We start from the raw sequence: 16,602 nt of genomic DNA on the forward strand, positions 1-16,602 counted from the left end.
GGGAAACGAGAATTACTTCTCGCCGTATTTCTCGAGGCGGTATTCTGCCTTTAGCTTCTCTTTCCGACGCTTCACGCTGGGCTTGGTGAACTCACGACGGTTGCGGAGTTCGCGGATCACGCGGGTATTGATAGATTTGCGCTTATAGCGCTTCAGGGCGCGGTCAATATTTTCGCCCTCACGTACATTAATTATTAGCATTCAGCGTCACTGTTTTTAGAATTGGAGCGCAAAGATACAAATTATTTCCGTACCGAGCAAGCGATTTCCAAGACTGTGCGCCCGGTTTCCGTGCGATATTGCAGTTTTTCGACGTCTAGTTTACGGAGTAAGGCCTTCGGGTCCGGCGTAGCCGCCTTCTTTTCCGTCGAGTCGTACGGCGTGGGTGTGCTCTCCGGAGCGGGACTTTCGGTCTTGCCGGCGGGGGCGGCCGACGATTTTGTTAGCATGGCGACCACTTCGTGCAGGCCGAGGTTGATCAGATCGTCGCTGACGGCGATGCGACCGTCGACCCGGCTGCCGGATAGATCTTCGAAGTTGGTGTCCATTAGGTGCTGAAGTACGGGATGCATGGGCTTATTCGGCTTTTAAATGAAGATTGAGAAGCAGGCGATTGGCTTCGCTTTTGATTTCCAGCGACTGGATGAGCGGTACCAGGCGTTGGTAGCCCAGGTGAGTCAGTAGTCCCGGAATATGGATACGCAGGTTCTTACTGCTTAATTCGATGCCCCGTGGTAGACGTCTCTCGATCTGCCCCTGCAGGACGCTGATCAGGGAGCGGTCGAAGAAACCGAGCCCCTCCTCAATGCGGAATTCGAGCCAGGGCTGATCGGGAAAACTGACCGGCATACCGGGGGCGAAGAGGATTTGCCGGGACACCGTTCCTACGATCGGCGCCTGGGCGGTGAGGTGTACCCGGAAGCGGTTGCGGTCGTTGGGGTCGATGAGGAGTTCCCGAACCGGTGTGTTGGCGGGGCGGGCGGCCAGCACCTCATTGAGCAATACACGGGTGAGCGGCAAGTGAATCTGCAGGTCGGTCCCGGCCAGCGCCGCGGCCGGCTGGCTGACCAGCGCGTTCAGGGTAGTAGAATCAGTGACGGGCATACGCTACGTAACCACGCCGGTGAGCGGTAGTTCGCTAATCTGAAAAGTGCACCCTTCGGGCGTAAGGACCCGGTCAGGCTTTCCCGCACCTCCGGACGTCGAATCCAGGCGGTACAGGAGCTGCTTTCTGCGGTGTAAGACTGGTTTCAACCGCGAATAGCGCCTGGTTGACAAGCCCTGAGAGGGTCTAATCTACACATCGGGTATAAGGCTCGACGGTTCGTGGTGGGCAGTCTATGCTTTTTCTGAACGGTTATCCTAGGCTCACGTTGCACTATACGAACAGTCCTCCCACCCATGAAGCCGATCTTTTACACCTTCCTTTTATTATTTATTTGCTCCGGTCTATACGCCCAGACGAATGGCAGTAATCCCGACCTCGCCCCGAATACCGGTGGTGTGGGCGGCAAACTGCTTGAGCAGGGGAGCGACCAACCGGTAGGCTTCGCGAACGTGGCCGTTTATAATATAGAAAACGGTGAAATGGTCGGGGGCACCACCAGCGATATCGACGGAAACTTTACGCTGAAAGATCTGCCCTACGGCGATTACCGCCTGGAAGTAAGTTTTATCGGCTACGAGGATGAAGAAATGATGCTCGAGTTGAATAATTCCGAGCGCTTCCTTGAGGTCGGCCAGATCAACCTGGCAACCGGGGGCGCTACCAACCTGGATGAAGTAGTCGTGACCGCCGAACGGGCCATTATGGAATTAGGGCTGGACCGAAAGTCCTTTAACGTAGAGAAAAGCGTAGCCGCCGTAGGGGGATCGGCCGCCGACCTGCTGCGCCAGATCCCCAGCATTACCGTCGACCTGGAAGGCAACGTCAGCCTGCGGGGCAGCGGCGGTGTCCGCTTCCTGATCAACGGTAAGCCCAGTGGCATCGTGGGCTCCGATCCGGCGACCTACTTGCAATCCCTGAGCGCTTCCAGCATCGAACGCGTGGAAGTCATCACGAACCCCGGTGCCGCCTACGACCCCGAGGGCACCGCCGGCATCATCAACATCATCCTCAAGCAGAAGGAAGAGGACGGCTTCAACGCCTCCGTCAATCTTAATGCCGGTACGAATAACAAATTCGACGGCAACCTCGACCTGAACTGGCGGGTCGGTAAGTTCAACTCCTTCGCCGGCGTGAGTGGCCGCTACGACGAGCGCTACTTTCAGGGTTTCCGCGACCAGGAGGGCACCCTCGGTGACTCGCTGTTCAGCCGCCGCTTCGAATTCGATGGCGACCGCGTGCGCAAGTCCACCATGATGAAACTAGGTACCGAATACTCTATCGGCCAGCGTGGGGTGATCGGCGTACAGGCCAATTACCAACTCGAGTGGGGCGACAACACCAACCTGCGGACCACCCAGTTCTTCAACAGCGAAAGCGATCTCGACCGGACGAGTGTACGGACCGAAACCGAGCCCAACGAGGAAAAGGATTACGAGCTACAACTCAACTACAGCCAGGGCTTCAAAAAGGAAGGCCGCCAGCTGAGCGGACAGCTACAGTACAGTAACAACGACGAAAACGAGATTGAGAATTACGACGAAATCATCGTCGACGCGCGGGACGTGCAGATCGGCACCGACCGGCAGCGCTCCCCTACCCTGGAAGGCCGCGACCGGGTACTCGCCCAACTTGACTACGAGCAGACCTTCGGCGAGTTCAAACTGACCACTGGCTGGCGCTCGACCTTCGAACGACTGGAAGAAGACGCCGAGTTTCAAACCTTCGGCGTAAGCGACTTTCAAAAGGTCGACAGCCTGAGTAACCTCTTCGCCTACGAAGAAGACGTCCACGCTATCTACGCGACCTTCGGTGGTAAGATCGACAAGATCACTTTCAACCTGGGTCTCCGGGCCGAGCAGGCCTATACGACCAGCAAACTGCTGGAGCCTAATCCGGAAACCTTCGAGAACGATTACTTCAAGGTTTACCCCAGTATCTACGCGGGTTATTCGTTCACGGAGCAGACCACCTTGCAGGCCAGCTACAGCCGCCGCATCGAGCGTCCCCGCGCCTGGGCCCTCAACCCCTTCGTCGACCGGGGCGACCCCTTCAACCTGCGTGCGGGTAACCCCTTCCTGCTTCCCGAGCTGATCAACAGTTTCGAACTCAACGTTCAGCAGCAATTCGGCGCCGGCACGATCACCGCGGGCGTTTACTACCGCCAGCTCAACGATATCATCAGCCGCATCACGCGTATCCAGGAGGGCGGTGTCAGCCTGAGCACCCGCGACAACCTCGACCGGGGACGCGACTACGGCATCGAAGTCATCAGCACCTACCGGCCTACCGAGAAGCTGGACCTGACCATCAGTGCCAACGGCTACCGCAGCGAGATCATCGGCAACAACCAGGACGAGAACATCGACCAGAACGGTTATCTCTTCAGCGGCAACATACAGGGCAGCTACGAACTTCCCTGGGGTATCCAGACGCAGTTCACTTACTTTTATCGCAGCCCCGGCGTCCGGCCACAGGGACGGATCGAAGCCATTCAGAGCCTCGACGTCGGCTTCCGTAAAGATATCCTCAACGACCGCGGTGCCCTCACCTTCCGCGTATCGGACGTCTTCAATCAGCGCCAGTATCGCTTCACCACCGAAACGGGCGGTATCACGACCGTCAGCGAGTTCCAGCGGGAAAGCCGGATTGCCTACCTCGGCTTCCAGTACAGCCTGAACAGCCTCGGTCGCGATAATCGTCGTGACGGTGGACCACGCGGTGGCGGTGACGGAGGTGGCGACGGCGACTTCTAACCCCGGGGCCGTATCTTATGGGTATTGAAGAGTTATCGCTGACGCATTCATTTCATACCCATGCCTATAAAAAGCCCAAGGATCATTTACGGCCTCTTTTCCCTTTTCGTTTTTTGTCAAGGCTGCGACCCCGCATCAACAGACAGATCAGGACCACCGCCCGCGCCGTCCACCGGGGTTCAGCCGGAGCGGCCGTATCGGGATACCCTATTCGCCTTTCAAACCACCCTTCCATCGGGATGGGAGGCGGTTACCACGACTGATCCAAACCTACCCAGGACCATCAACCTGATGCCCGTCGATCGGCAGACTTCCGATCGGGCAACCCCCTCCTTGGAGTCGGGCCAGGAAATGGCGTATGTGGTGGCTATACCCGATGGCTTAGGCACGGAAATACCCGTTGGAAGCAACGAGGCCTGGCAGTCCGTAGCGGAGCGGCAATCCTACCTTGGATTTGCGGTGGATGAAGCCCGCTCCCAGGCATTCCTACTCGAAAACGACGAGGTGTGGGGCTATCTGCTTTACCCGGCCACGCCCCCCCGGGGCTGGTCGAATAATGGATTCGTTTTCGTTCAGTACGCCGTAGACGACGGGGAAGTGCGCTGCTACGACGCCAACGGCCAGCCAAAAGCACGGAATGACTGCGACACCATGGGGCATGACACGCTGGTGCGCAGGGGCACGGTTTCCGAATCCTCACGGTCAGCCATTGACCTCATCCTCAACAACTGGGAATTTATTGAAGGGTCCCGGCGGGCTACGGACGATCTCATCCGGGTTGACATCCCGGTGCCGTACATGAAAATATCCTCACCGCTCACCGTATCCGGCGAAGCCCGGGGTCCGTACTACTTCGAAGGGAGCTTCTCCGTCATCCTGGAGGACAGTGAGGGCCATACCCTGACACAGGCACCGGCCACCGCGCAATCGGACTGGATGACCAATGACTGGGTTCCCTTCGAGGCTACATTTCAATTCGAGGCACCGGAAGTGAAGAATGGCGTAGTGGTATTCGAACGGGCCAATCCATCCGGGCTGGAAGAAAACGCACGCCGCCTGGCGATTCCAGTACGCTTCTGACCAAGCCCCACCGGCTTTTTGGGTCCCGAATAGTTGCGCGAATTTATTGGCGGTGTACGCAGGTAAAAACCTTTTCCCGGAAGTCAGGCGGATCAATGCCATGCACCTTTATAAGACAGCGTTCCGGCGGCCAAACTCCCGACCCCGGGGAGGGCACCTACCGCACGATCAGGCGGCGGGCCGACACCGAACCATCGCTCCCCCGCACGACCACCACGTATAGCCCTCCGGGTAGACCCGTGAGCGCGATGTTCTGCCTTCCCCGTAATTCTTCTCGCTCCAGCACCACCGATCCCGAAAGATCGAAGAGTCGAAGTTGATACGTACGGATTGACAACTCCGGGTCAACGGTGAAGAAATTACCAGCCGGATTTGGAAATAGGTCGAAAATACGTGCCGCACCTCTCCCAAGATCATTCGTGGCGAGTACGATATCGCTGAAATCATAGGGTTGTCCGCATTCGATTTCATCGTTCGACAGATAACGGAGAAAGGTCCGGTCCGGATACATCCCGATCAGGAAGGTATCGACCATCTCCGGTACGTAAGTCGTGTAGAGCGGTTCCGGGCCTCCATCGATGAGAATGATCAGATTACCGCAATCGGCTTCGCGATCGGTGAAGTAGGCTCCGTCGGAGAAACGGGTGCTCGTAAGTCCGCACACCTCATCCTGCATAAACCGGACGCGGTATTCTAATCCCTGATCGGTACTGTCGACTAACGCCCGTGCCCCTGGTTGCACGCCCACCATAGCCCCGGGAAACGAAAACGTCCGGCGACAAACTACGTCGCGGACCAGCGTAGAATCCTCCGGGGGGGAAGAACCATCGGTTCGGACGCGGTAGGTCAGCCGATCACCTACCGTTTTAAAGTACCGCACATCTCCCACCGTGGAATCGATGGACAGCACGGTATGCGTTTCCTGGGTATATTCCTCGTAGAGGGTAGAATTATTGGGGCCAATCGTCCTGCGGGGCGCATGGGTTTCCGTGTCGTAGCGGTCGCCCACCCGTACCTGGCCGTAGGTACTGTCGGCGGGAAGCTGCCGTCCTAACTCACCCTGGCTCGTACCTGCCAGTGTCAGCGTCCGACCCGCGGGCGGGAGTTCGTAAAGGAAGCCACTCCTCACCACACCGTACGTGTGGCTGATGGCCAGCCGATGGAGGGTATCCCCCCGCTGAGTTAGAAGGACGATCCGTTTCACGGAGTCGGTTATTCCCAGTACGCTTTCCTGAACTATAGTGTCCACCACCCCCGTAAGTATGATCTCGCCCTCCTGCCGTGCCTTCCAGCGCGTCCCGACCGGGGCGCCGTGATAAATAACCATCGTGCCCTGCTCCAGAAAATCCATCACCGTACTATCGGCCTCCTGGCATATAGAGTAACCGAATGGGGAAGGCAAGCGACGGAGGCAGGGTTGTTTCCCCCCTTCCCCCAAGGCCATTGATGCGTACAGTTCCTGACACCCCGTTCCGTCTACCCGCACACCGTAGAATTGCGAGCGCTGAAACTGGTCGAAGGGAGTATACTCGTCATCCTCGTACAGATACTGAATCTCCGGCCGAAATAGCTGATAGTCGCTTTGCGCAGTGAGCTTGCAAAAAGAGATCAGGAAAAGTAGCAGGGGAATAATTCTGGTCACGTTCATCTTGACGGCACTATGGGGTGGTGAGGTACATGCTGTTTATAAAAGGCAGCATGATCAGGCTCAAGATAAGCCGGTTAGTAAAAAAGCATATTACCTGCGCTCCGCCGCCATCCCATTGGACCTTATGTTGTCTGCTGGTTCCGGGGAGCACGAATGCTACGGATACCGCTGCACTGACCGGAATCTTTCTCGGTCGAATGGCTTGAAGCACCTGCCATCTATACCCTCACTTTTTCGTATTCAATAATTTGAACGTTTCCCGGTTGGCGGTTTACTGTCGGTAAAAAAACCTATGCCCTGGCCCCTCTTACTCTATGCCGCCATGTTGGTAGCCTCAGCCCCCTCCCCTGCTCCCCGAGACTTTTTGCCGGATAGCTACGAGCAGCACCCGGGCGAATACTACGCCACGCAGGCCAGGGAATGGGCGGAGCACCTACGGGGTGACTGTGCGAATGAAGATGACTGGTTGCAGTACTTTCTGCACGCCCGCTTTGCCAACCGCAGGGCGGGGGCTGGCTATGACCTGGCGGCCATTACCGAGCGGGCGGGAGACGCCGTACACCTCGACGGTTTCGCCGTGAACTATATGCGCTACACGCAGGCCACCTTTCCCCAGGCTTATACTTTTTTAGAACGCGCCTACGCGGCCGAACCGGAGGAGGAGCTGCTCCAAAGCCCCATGCTCGGCTACGCCATGGTGCGCGGTGACACGCAACTGGCCCACAGGGTTAGTCAACGCATTGATTCCCAACATCCCTACCCCGCCGGTTTACGCGATTTCAACTATAATCTTTTGCTTAGCGTAGCCCCTAATGGAGTGCTCTTAACCTTCGGGGATGCAGATACCTATCCGGCGTGGGTTCTGCAGCAGGCCAACGGAGTACGGCAGGACGTGCTCGTAGTCAGTTATTCCCTGCTCCCGAATGCGGACTACCGCAGCACCCTTGCGGAGCGTCTCGGTCTACCGGAATTACGGACAGTAGCGGGTACCGAGGTGATTGACTTTCTCCGTAAAGGCGACCGCCCCATGCATTTGGCGGGTACGGCAGGCGACCTCCTCACCAACCTCGGCATCGCGCCGGAACAGTTGTTTACGGTCGGTCTCACCTTCCGAATCTCAGACCGGCCGATCGAGAACGTGGCCGAGACGGAGCGGCTGCTGCTTTCCTGGCGCCTCGACCAGCTGCGTACTCCACTGGCCAGCGATGCCCGGAGTCGGGCCGGTGGGCAGTTTGACGCGAACTATCTCGTTCCCTTGGTAGAAATTCAACGGTACCGGCAACAGCAGAACGTACCGGATGACGGTCTCGAAAACATGATCTACGGTTTGGCTGATCGCCTTGGTTTACGGGCGGAAGTCATGGGGCTGCTATCGCCCCCGGCGGCGGCGCCCGAACTGGCCAGCGCACAGCCCGGCCTGACAGCCGCAGCGATTCTGAAGGCATACGAGGCCGGTAATGTACCCCGGCGACCACGAGAGGTTTCCCGAAAGGACTTCATTCCCGACTTCGTGATGAAAACAACCGAGGTGTCGAACGCGGAATACCAGCTGTTCCTGGAAGATCTGCTCCGACAGCGAAAATTCGATTACCTGGACAGTGCGGCAATCGTCGTGGAAGAGAATTGGTTGGCCTATTTGCCCGACAGTCTAAAGGACCTTTCCCCCGCGGTCCTTTATCCTCGCGGCAGGCCGGAGTCGGGCGATCACCCCGTGGTCAACCTTACCCACCGGGCAGCTGAACTGTACGCGGCGTGGCTCACCCAGGTGTATAACCGGGATCCAAAGCGTCCGAGAGGCTTGGAGGTCCGCTTCCGGCTACCCACCGCCTCCGAATTCGAGCTGGCGGCGCGGGGAGGAAAACAGTATGCTCCGTATCCGTGGGGAGGGCCGTATTACCGCAACAGCAAAGGCTGTATATTAGGAAACCTCAACACCGCCCTGATCGACGATGAGCACACCTCAAGGGACTACCAGGGTCTTGCGCGACAGTCCGCTGAACCTGTTGGGGAGTGTAACGGCGATGGTTACTATCTCACGGCCCCGGTGGACAGCTACTACCCGAACAACTACGGGCTCTTTAATATGAGTGGAAATGCCGCGGAAATGACCGACGTCGACGGACAGACCATGGGCGGCAGCTGGCTAGACGGTCCGGAGGCGCTTAAAAACGGCACGATCACGCCCCGGGAACTACCTAGTCCCAGTACCGGATTTCGCCTGGTGATGGAATACGTCACCGAATGAGGCAGCCGCCTAGCGATCGCCAGTTGTTGATTGCCGCCGCCGCGGGCGACGAGGCAGCCTTCACTGCCCTGTACCAGCGGTATGCGTTACCCTTGCGGGAATACTTTGCTCGGGCTCTGCCATCGGATCTCGAAACCGACGATTTGGTTCAGCAAGTATTCATTCAGCTGCTCGGAAGCAAAGCCTTCCGACAACCACAGGAGGGTCCCGATCAACTGAATGCCCTGCTCTTCACCATCGCCAAGAATTTGCTGCGCAATCAGGCCCGGAAAGAGCGCCGTCGTGGAGAACGGGAAACAGTTTACCTCCGCCTTACCGCTACCGCGGAATTTTCACCGCCTCATCCCGGCATCGATGCCGCGCAGTTCGATGCTGCGATCCTGCAACTGCCCGACCACCAGCGGCAGTGCATCCTCCTGCGTTACCGGCACGGCCTGGACGTAGCCGGCATCGCGGAACTCATCAACTGCGCCCCCGGTACGGTCAAGAGCCGGTTGCACTACGGCCTCAAAAAACTAAGCAGTCTGCTTAACCACCCCACTTCATGACCTACCTCGACTACCTGCTTACCCATTCCTATGCGGACTTACCCCCCGGCGTCAAAGCGGAGATCAGTGGGGACGACTATCGGGAACGGCAAAGACTCGCCCGTCGGCTCCTGCCCCCCCCCGCCCTACCGCGTTCACTACGGGACGCTTACCGCCAGCGGACACAGCATTCCGCACCCGGAGAGCACCGACGCTGGTGGTGGGTTACGGCGGCCGGATGGTTATTGGTAGTAGTGTTAGGCGCCGGCTGGATAATGAATAGCGCCCCGAAGCAGCAGGCCTTCCAGCCTCCTTCCGTACAATGGCGGACGGATACGCTTACGCAAGTCGTGACGGACACCGTGATTCAGCTACGGATGCGAACCCACTACGCGATCGATACGGTGTACATACCCGCGAGTCCTCCGCCTCCCCGGCGCATCGTACTGGTACGTGATACGGTGTATCTTCCCCGAGCGCCAACCTACGCCAGACAGAGCGCTACCGTCAATCGGGAGGCGCTAAACCTATTGGTTACCAGCCGGGGTGACTGAGTGCCGTAAACATTTGCCCTAACCGCGCTTTATGCCACCATAAACTTAGCTTACCATATGAAGAAGATCGGAATCCTCTACGGCCGCGAACGCTCCTTTCCCCCCGCCCTCGTGCAACGCATCAACGACAAGAACGTAGACGGCATCACCGCCGAGCCGGTCAAAATCGATAAGGTAGGTCAGGGCCTCAATCCGGGCTACGCCGTCATCATCGACCGCATCAGCCAGGACGTCCCCTTCTACCGAGCCATGCTGAAAAACGCCGCCGCCACGGGTACCGCCGTCATTAACAACCCCTTCTGGTGGAGCGCTGACGAGAAATTCTTCAATAATGTACTAGCTGTCGGTCCGGCCGGCGTGCCCGTACCCAAAACCGTGCTCCTACCCAGCAACGACCATCCCGATGACACCTCCGACGAGAGCTTCATCAACATGGCTTACCCGCTGGACTGGCAAAGCATCTTCAACTACATCGGCTGGCCCGCCTTCATGAAGCCCCACGCCGGCGGTGGGTGGAAGAGCGTCTACAAACTCGACAATCCGGACCAGCTCTGGAAGGCACATAAAGAAACCGGCCAGCTCGTCATGATGCTGCAGGAGGCCATCGACTTCACCAGCTACTTCCGCTGCTACTGCATCGGCGGCAAGCACGTCAAGATCATGCACTACGAGCCCCGCAACGAGTTTCTCAACCGCTATAAGGTCCACCACGACGTCAGCGACGAGCTATTGGGCACCATTCACGACTACGTGATCAAGTTGAATAAGTGGCTCGGCTACGACTTCAATACCGTCGAATTCGCCGTCCGGGACGGTATACCCTACGCCATCGACTTTTGCAATCCCGCCCCCGACGCCGACAAATTCAGCGTAGGCGAGGAAAACTTCGAATGGGTCATCGAGACCTCCGCCAATTACGCCATCGAGCGCGCCCAGCAACAGCAACATGGCCGTGACAACCTCACCTGGGGCGAGTACATCCGCAAGGCGGTGAACGGCAGCTACGAATTTGGAAAGTAGACTCGCTGTCGCTCGTGGTAGAGGTTCGCTATCGCTCACTATAGAGACTCCCGTTGGTCGCTGCAGAGATTCGCTTCGCTCTCGGTAGAGGCTCGCTATCGCTCGCGGTAGACTGGCGCTTGCCCCCGGCCCCGTGCATTTTCTGCTACTCCAGTCATTCCATCTACCGCCGAAGGCATCTACCACCACCGCAGGGAGCATCTACCGCCGTCAGGCTTCTACCGCGACCGCAGGGAGCTCTAAGCCGCAGGCTCTACCGCGACCGCAGGGAGCATCTACCGCCGTCAGGCATCTACCGCGACCGCAGGGAGCTCTAAGCCGCAGGCTCTACCGCGACCGCAGGGAGCATCTACCGCCGTCAGGCATCTACCGCGACCGCAGGGAGCTCTAAGCCGCAGGCATCTACCGCGACCGCAGGGAGCATCTACCGCCGTCAGGCTTCTACCACGACCGCAGGGAGCTCTAAGCCGCAGGCATCTACCGCGACCGCAGGGAGTTCTAAGCCGCAGGCCTCTACCGCGACCGCAGGGAGCTCTAAAAACCGACCGCAGGAAACCTCTACCCAACCTTATCCACAAACAGCTTGTGATCCAGCGACAACCGTCCCGGACCGGCGATGAGGATGGCGGTAGCGACAACGGCGTAGTTCATCGGGTTGGCGATACGTCCCCAGGGGTCGCCGGCGGCGTAATGTACCAGTAGAGCAGCGACCAGCATCGTAATGATGTACGGAATCGTGGCCAGGCGAGTGAAAAGACCCAGCGCGATGAGTATACCGCCGATGAATTCCGCGCCCGCGGCCAGGATGAGACTGAGCGTAGGGCCTACGCCGATCGGGTCACCGAACTCGAAATTGCCGTTGATGACTTTCAGCATTTTGGGCCATCCGTGGGCGAAAGCCATTTCCAGGCCGAACCAAACGCGAAGAATGAAGAGGGCTATGTCGATATTTCCTTTTGTCATACGGAATAAGCGTTGTGTTTTAAGAAGATGGGTTCCGGGAAGCTCGAAAAGTTGGCATGAGATGCAAGTATTCTGTTTGGGAGACCGATCCTCACTTTTCGCCGTCACCCTAGAAAGTCGGCCGGGCCGGAAAGCATCACAGGATTTTGTTATTGGTTTTTGAAATCCTGCTGAATAGCCTTCCAGAGCGCGCCGGCGGCACGATTGTCACCGGCATCTTTCGTCTGCTCAATGTATTCCAGGCCATCGGCGAGAAGGTAAGTGACGCCGGCCAGGGAAACCGGAAAATAGTTGGCGACGTCAATATGCAGGCCGAGCCGATCGGTCGTATAGCCGAAAAGGATGACCTTGGTTACTTTCAACTCCCGGATGAGTCCGGTGAGGTCAAGATCGTCGCTTGCCGGCCACTCCAGGAGGTGCAGTTGCGTGCCGGGATCGCGGTACCCCGCGGCGGCAAGAATACGCCCCAGAAAGGCGCGCCGGGCCAATTCACCGTGGTACACTACCAGCAGGTCCAGCTGTCGTTCGGGGCTGAGTTGCTGTAGGGCTTGCCGGTATTCGGGCTGGCCAATAAGTCGGAACGGTAGCATGCGGTAAATATACGCGTCCGGTACGGGCCGCCGGGAGGGAGATCAAAAAACTAGATCGTACCTTCCCGCTTCCCTACCTTTACACCAAATATTGACCCCGATGACTACGGCCACCAGCAACATCCGCGTAGAGCGCGTCCAGCAATCCCGCCTCCAGGACGTCGACTTCAGCAACCTGCCCTTCGGCAAGATCTTCAGCGACCACATGTTCGTCAGCGACTACCGCGACGGGGAGTGGACGGACGATCGCATCATTCCCTTCGGGCACTTCACGATGCATCCGGCCAGCATGGTTTTGCACTACGGCCAGGCCATCTTCGAGGGTATGAAAGCCAGCGTGCACGAGGACGGAACCCCCATGCTCATGCGCCCCGAGGAGCACGCCAAGCGACTCAACGCCAGCGCCCGCCGCATGATGATGGCGGAGTTTCCGGAAGACCGCTTCGTGGAAGCCGTCAGCCAGTTGGTGGCCATGGACAAAGACTGGATCCCCCCGCAGGAAGGCAGCGCACTCTACCTGCGCCCGTATATGTACGCCACCGACGAATTCATCGGCGTCCGCCCCAGCGAGACTTACCGCTTCTGCATTTTCACCGCTCCCGTTGGCCCCTACTACGCTAAGCCGGTCCGCCTGGTCGTAGAAGAAAAATACGTGCGTGCCACCCCCGGCGGCACGGGAGAAGCAAAGGCGGCGGGCAACTACGCCGGTAGCCTCCGTGCGGTCCACGAGGCCAACGCCAAAGGCTTCGACCAGGTCCTCTGGATGGGCGTGGAGAACAAGCAGCAGATCCAGGAGGTCGGCACGATGAACGTCTTCTTCGTCATCGACGGCGAAGTAATTACGCCCGTCACCGACGGCGCCATCCTCAAGGGAATCACCCGGAAGATGTTCATCGACATTCTAAAGGGAAAAGGCATCCCCGTCAGCGAGCGCCTGATCACCATCGACGAGGTGGTCGACGCCTTCGAAGCGGGCAAACTGCAGGAGATCTTCGGTGCCGGCACCGCCGCCGTCGTCAGCCACGTATCCGAACTTCAGTATCGCGACAAGCTCATCACCGTGCCCCCCGTTGAGGAGCGCAAAATTGGGCCCATGCTCAAGCGCCACATCGATGGCCTCCGCGTCGGCAAGGTCGAGGATACCCACGGCTGGCTGGTTCGGGTGTAAAACGCGGTTTCCAACCGCGATGTAAGAAGCGGCATCCGGCCGCGCCGTTCGATGCGGTTTCCGACCGCGATGTAAAAAGCAGTTTCCAACTGCGCTTGCCCCTGGTGCAACCACCCCTGCTCTCCGTACTCCTCACGCTCACCCTGCCGCCCCCCGGCCACGCCCAGGACAACCCGCAACAAATCCATTCGCGGGTGGACGATATCGTAGCCAACGCCGGCGTCACCGCCCTTTCCACAGCCTAGATCGAAAACGTCCAGATCCAAAACAAGGTAGCCACCGGCCACGCCAACCCAGCAACCAGCAACCAGTAACCAGCAACCAGTAACCAGCAACCAAAACCACCGTCTTATCCGCCGCTTCCCTCAGTAAACCCGTACTAGCCCTGCTCTGGTGAAGGCTACGTCTGGCTGCAGCACCTGCTGGTAGCGGTCACAGAAATCGACTCCCCCACCCCGGAACCGATTACGGTGGGCTGGGCACCCCGTCTGGCGTGGCAGCGGACCACGCGGGGCTACCCGTACTGGCACTGGGGGCACAACATTGGCTTCCGTGCCTATTTCACCATCCTACCGGCGGAAAACCGGGGGCTGGTCTTTTTCACGAACGACGGGAACTGACTGGACATCGTACCCGCAATCACGGAGTACGCGGAACTTGGCGCCCAACCCGGTTGGCGCTGGGCGGGTTACGCGAAGGACTAGTACTTACAACTCCTCGCTTTCCATTTCTTCCCGCAAGCCTGCAGTCACCCGAACCTCCATATCACCGTTCTCCGCCCGCACGAGAAAGTAAGCTTCCAGATCCTGAAGCCCTTCGATCAGTGTCATGGCTTTATCCGGCCCCAGCACCATGCAGGCCGTCGCGTAGGCATCCGCCGTCGCGCAGTCTTCCGCCAGTACACTAGCACTCAACAGGGCGTTGCGCTCCACGTAGCCGGTCAGAGGATTGATGGTGTGGCTGTACGTCTCCCCGTCCACCTCGTAGTGGTTCAGGTAATTACCGCTGGTGGCCAGGGCGCGACCTTTCTCCAGCGGAAGGGTACCCGCGGCACTGACGGCTTCCACGTTCTCCTCCGGCAGCCGGATGGCCACCCGCCAGGGCCGACCGTTTTTGGTTCCCCCGGCCCGGAATTCACCGCCGATATCGACCAAGTGGTTGGGCCTACCCCGCTCGGTCAGCAGATCGGAGATCAGATCCACGCCGTAGCCCTTGGCGCTGGCGTTGAGGTCGAGCTGTACACCGGGGCGTTGCTTAACCAGCGAATCCCCGCTTACAGACACCAGCTCATAACCTACGTTCTGCCGAATGGCGTTTAGCTCCACGGTATCGATATTATTGCTGGTTCGCTTTTCGCCGGTCCCGAACCCCCAGTAATTGACTAAGGGTGCCACGGTTGGATCGTACGCGCCTCCGGTTCGCTCCACCACCTCCGCCGCCAGTTCCAGATTAGGCTGGAAGTGCTGCGTACCGGCCAGCGACACCCCCTTCTGACTATCGTTGAACTGGCTGATCGTACTTTCCTCCACCCACGGTGATAGTTCGAGGTTGTAGGCATCCAGCAGGCTGTCGACGCTTTCCTCCAAACCGTCGAGGCGTGCGCCCAGGTAGGTGATCCGGTAATAGCTCCCCATGGCCTCCCCGCTCAGCTGGTGGGCTGCCAGGTACTCGTCCGGGCTGGTGTTGTCACAGGCGCTGAGAATCAGGAACAGGGCGGCGAACGCGCAGAAAAATGCTTTCATGGAACGGGATACGGACTTTGGTATCCAACCCCCGAGTCGCCCGGCGGTTCGCCAGTCTATTTCAAGGGTCGGGCGCTGACCCCGGTGAAGGTCATGTCAACCGGGCGGATGGTGCCATCCTCATTGAAGTACATCCGGTCGATGCAGGTTACCCGGTGGTCACGGTCTTCGTTCGGAATGGGCCGGCGGTGGTAGATCATGTACCAATCGTCCGTTTCGGGTATCTGGATGGCGCTGTTGTGCCCGGCGCCCGTTGCAACGGTGGTGTCCGCTTCCAGAATCGTCCCCACGCGGTCGAACGGGCCGAGGGGTGAATCGGCCATGCCGTAAGCCACTTTATAGGTCGAATTGGTCCAGCCACCCTCGGACCACATCAGATAATAGGTGCCATTGCGGCGAAACAGGAAAGGGCCTTCTACATAATTCTCGGGCGTGATCTCGTGAAACAATTGCCCATCCTCCCAGGGAATAAAGCCGTTGAAGTCCTCGTTTAGCCGCCCGATATTGCAGTGCCCCCACCCGCCGTAGTAGATGTAGTGGGTGCCGTCCACGTCGCGGTACACGAACTGGTCGATGGGTTGGGCATCGTGGTAGAAGGAGTCGATCAGGGGACCGCCGATGTGATCGGTATACGGCCCACCCGGTGCATCGGCCACGGCCACCCCGATGCCGCCGTAATGATCGATGTCGTCGTCCGGATTCCAGCCCGGACGGCTGGGGCGTTGCACGTCATTACCGGCAAAGAAGATGTAATATTTGCCGTCCTTCTCGATGGCCGCAGGCGCCCACATCGCCTGCCGCACCCAGGGTACGATGGTGGTGTCGAGTACGCGCTCGTGTTTCGTCCAGTTCACCAGGTCGGTAGACGAAAAGGCGTCCAGGTGCAGCTGATCCCGATAGGCCGCCGAATAGGTAGGGAAGATCCAGTATTCGTCACCAAAAACTACCCCCTCCGGATCGGCGTACCAGCCCGGAAAGATCGGGTTACCGGAGGTGGCGTCCGCGGTGGTTTCTTCCCCTCCGCCTTCGGCGGACCGGCAACCGGCAAGTAGAATGGTACTAACACAGAGGAGGCCTAAAATTCGATACATTGAATAAGCTGCTAGTTCGTTAGCAAGATAGTGACGACAGCCATTCGTCCGCCGAGCGCAGGGCGTTCGTCCGCCGAGCGGTAGCTCGTCTGCCGAACGCCGGGGAAGAGCTT

Annotated in this window: 16 protein-coding genes; 8 read left to right on the top strand and 8 right to left on the bottom strand. The window is 58.6% G+C overall.

From position 1 onward, the window contains the following. Positions 1–12: 12 nt before the first annotated feature. From rpsU to DRW39_RS08845, 3 genes are read right to left on the bottom strand one after another with little or no spacing between them, the layout of a single operon-like run. Positions 13–201: a 30S ribosomal protein S21 gene (gene rpsU, locus DRW39_RS08835; protein ID WP_104419187.1), complete on the bottom strand. Its 189-nt coding sequence runs from the start codon at positions 199–201 to the stop codon at positions 13–15. A gap of 41 nt (positions 202–242) precedes the next feature. Next, entirely contained in the window at positions 243–572 is a 330-nt protein-coding gene (locus DRW39_RS08840) for a hypothetical protein (RefSeq protein ID WP_116106663.1), read from the bottom strand. Positions 573–576: 4 nt separating this feature from the next. Continuing rightward, positions 577–1,104 carry a hypothetical protein gene (locus tag DRW39_RS08845; RefSeq protein WP_116106664.1) on the bottom strand — a complete coding sequence of 176 codons (528 nt, stop codon included), beginning with the start codon at positions 1,102–1,104 and terminating at the stop codon, positions 577–579. A gap of 297 nt (positions 1,105–1,401) precedes the next feature. Between DRW39_RS08845 and DRW39_RS08850 the strand changes: the two genes are divergently transcribed. Then, positions 1,402–3,861 (top strand): TonB-dependent receptor domain-containing protein, encoded by a 2,460-nt coding sequence (locus DRW39_RS08850; protein ID WP_116106665.1) that lies wholly within the window; start codon positions 1,402–1,404, stop codon positions 3,859–3,861. Between the two features lie 291 nt (positions 3,862–4,152). Next, positions 4,153–4,941 (top strand): Gmad2 immunoglobulin-like domain-containing protein, encoded by a 789-nt coding sequence (locus tag DRW39_RS08855; RefSeq protein ID WP_157976015.1) that lies wholly within the window; start codon positions 4,153–4,155, stop codon positions 4,939–4,941. A gap of 157 nt (positions 4,942–5,098) precedes the next feature. Here DRW39_RS08855 and DRW39_RS08860 read toward each other — a convergent pair whose 3' ends face one another. After that, on the bottom strand, positions 5,099–6,589 hold the full coding sequence (locus tag DRW39_RS08860) for a T9SS type A sorting domain-containing protein (RefSeq protein ID WP_116106667.1): 1,491 nt from the start codon (positions 6,587–6,589) through the stop codon (positions 5,099–5,101). Positions 6,590–6,881: 292 nt separating this feature from the next. On the opposite strand from DRW39_RS08860, the gene DRW39_RS08865 reads away from it, so the two are divergent. From DRW39_RS08865 to DRW39_RS08880, 4 genes are read left to right on the top strand one after another with little or no spacing between them, the layout of a single operon-like run. Continuing rightward, positions 6,882–8,834, top strand: coding sequence for a formylglycine-generating enzyme family protein (locus DRW39_RS08865; protein ID WP_116106668.1), 1,953 nt, complete (start codon positions 6,882–6,884; stop codon positions 8,832–8,834). Next, positions 8,831–9,382: an RNA polymerase sigma factor gene (locus DRW39_RS08870; RefSeq protein ID WP_116106669.1), complete on the top strand. Its 552-nt coding sequence runs from the start codon at positions 8,831–8,833 to the stop codon at positions 9,380–9,382. The genes DRW39_RS08865 and DRW39_RS08870 overlap by 4 nt, the downstream gene beginning before the upstream one ends. Further along, the gene (locus DRW39_RS08875; protein ID WP_116106670.1) at positions 9,379–9,915 is read left to right on the top strand and encodes a hypothetical protein; all 537 of its coding nucleotides are present in this window, start codon (positions 9,379–9,381) and stop codon (positions 9,913–9,915) included. The genes DRW39_RS08870 and DRW39_RS08875 overlap by 4 nt, the downstream gene beginning before the upstream one ends. Positions 9,916–9,972: 57 nt before the next feature. Next, entirely contained in the window at positions 9,973–10,935 is a 963-nt protein-coding gene (locus DRW39_RS08880; RefSeq protein WP_116106671.1) for a RimK family alpha-L-glutamate ligase, read from the top strand. Positions 10,936–11,493: 558 nt separating this feature from the next. Here DRW39_RS08880 and DRW39_RS08885 read toward each other — a convergent pair. Both DRW39_RS08885 and DRW39_RS08890 read right to left on the bottom strand, forming a co-directional pair. Next, positions 11,494–11,898, bottom strand: a complete 405-nt coding sequence (locus DRW39_RS08885; protein ID WP_116106672.1) for a DoxX family protein — start codon at positions 11,896–11,898, stop codon at positions 11,494–11,496. A gap of 149 nt (positions 11,899–12,047) precedes the next feature. Next, positions 12,048–12,488, bottom strand: a complete 441-nt coding sequence (locus DRW39_RS08890) for a hypothetical protein (RefSeq protein ID WP_116106673.1) — start codon at positions 12,486–12,488, stop codon at positions 12,048–12,050. A gap of 100 nt (positions 12,489–12,588) precedes the next feature. Between DRW39_RS08890 and DRW39_RS08895 the strand changes: the two genes are divergently transcribed. Continuing rightward, positions 12,589–13,656 (top strand): branched-chain amino acid aminotransferase, encoded by a 1,068-nt coding sequence (locus DRW39_RS08895; RefSeq protein ID WP_116106674.1) that lies wholly within the window; start codon positions 12,589–12,591, stop codon positions 13,654–13,656. A gap of 104 nt (positions 13,657–13,760) precedes the next feature. Further along, positions 13,761–13,901, top strand: coding sequence for a hypothetical protein (locus DRW39_RS22220; protein ID WP_157976016.1), 141 nt, complete (start codon positions 13,761–13,763; stop codon positions 13,899–13,901). Positions 13,902–14,363: 462 nt separating this feature from the next. Here DRW39_RS22220 and DRW39_RS08900 read toward each other — a convergent pair whose 3' ends face one another. Next, on the bottom strand, positions 14,364–15,398 hold the full coding sequence (locus DRW39_RS08900; protein WP_116106675.1) for an FAD:protein FMN transferase: 1,035 nt from the start codon (positions 15,396–15,398) through the stop codon (positions 14,364–14,366). Positions 15,399–15,454: 56 nt separating this feature from the next. Continuing rightward, positions 15,455–16,489 carry a glycoside hydrolase family 43 protein gene (locus DRW39_RS08905; protein WP_116106676.1) on the bottom strand — a complete coding sequence of 345 codons (1,035 nt, stop codon included), beginning with the start codon at positions 16,487–16,489 and terminating at the stop codon, positions 15,455–15,457. Between the last annotated feature and the right edge of the window lie 113 nt (positions 16,490–16,602).

This window comes from Lewinella sp. IMCC34191, from assembly GCF_003390935.1.
In the GTDB taxonomy this organism is placed as follows: domain Bacteria; phylum Bacteroidota; class Bacteroidia; order Chitinophagales; family Saprospiraceae; genus Neolewinella.

Bases quoted from the DNA above. Each gene is read 5' to 3' on its own strand.
- DRW39_RS08845 (WP_116106664.1), bottom strand. From the start codon at position 1,104: ATGCCCGTCACTGATTCTACTACCCTGAACGCGCTGGTCAGCCAGCCG.
- DRW39_RS08855 (WP_157976015.1), top strand. From the start codon at position 4,153: ATGCCCGTCGATCGGCAGACTTCCGATCGGGCAACCCCCTCCTTGGAG.
- DRW39_RS08900 (WP_116106675.1), bottom strand. From the start codon at position 15,398: ATGAAAGCATTTTTCTGCGCGTTCGCCGCCCTGTTCCTGATTCTCAGC.
- DRW39_RS08840 (WP_116106663.1), bottom strand. From the start codon at position 572: ATGCATCCCGTACTTCAGCACCTAATGGACACCAACTTCGAAGATCTA.
- rpsU (WP_104419187.1), bottom strand. From the start codon at position 201: ATGCTAATAATTAATGTACGTGAGGGCGAAAATATTGACCGCGCCCTG.
- DRW39_RS08895 (WP_116106674.1), top strand. From the start codon at position 12,589: ATGACTACGGCCACCAGCAACATCCGCGTAGAGCGCGTCCAGCAATCC.
- DRW39_RS08880 (WP_116106671.1), top strand. From the start codon at position 9,973: ATGAAGAAGATCGGAATCCTCTACGGCCGCGAACGCTCCTTTCCCCCC.
- DRW39_RS08860 (WP_116106667.1), bottom strand. From the start codon at position 6,589: ATGAACGTGACCAGAATTATTCCCCTGCTACTTTTCCTGATCTCTTTT.
- DRW39_RS08875 (WP_116106670.1), top strand. From the start codon at position 9,379: ATGACCTACCTCGACTACCTGCTTACCCATTCCTATGCGGACTTACCC.
- DRW39_RS08905 (WP_116106676.1), bottom strand. From the start codon at position 16,489: ATGTATCGAATTTTAGGCCTCCTCTGTGTTAGTACCATTCTACTTGCC.
- DRW39_RS08870 (WP_116106669.1), top strand. From the start codon at position 8,831: ATGAGGCAGCCGCCTAGCGATCGCCAGTTGTTGATTGCCGCCGCCGCG.
- DRW39_RS08865 (WP_116106668.1), top strand. From the start codon at position 6,882: ATGCCCTGGCCCCTCTTACTCTATGCCGCCATGTTGGTAGCCTCAGCC.
- DRW39_RS08850 (WP_116106665.1), top strand. From the start codon at position 1,402: ATGAAGCCGATCTTTTACACCTTCCTTTTATTATTTATTTGCTCCGGT.
- DRW39_RS08885 (WP_116106672.1), bottom strand. From the start codon at position 11,898: ATGACAAAAGGAAATATCGACATAGCCCTCTTCATTCTTCGCGTTTGG.
- DRW39_RS08890 (WP_116106673.1), bottom strand. From the start codon at position 12,488: ATGCTACCGTTCCGACTTATTGGCCAGCCCGAATACCGGCAAGCCCTA.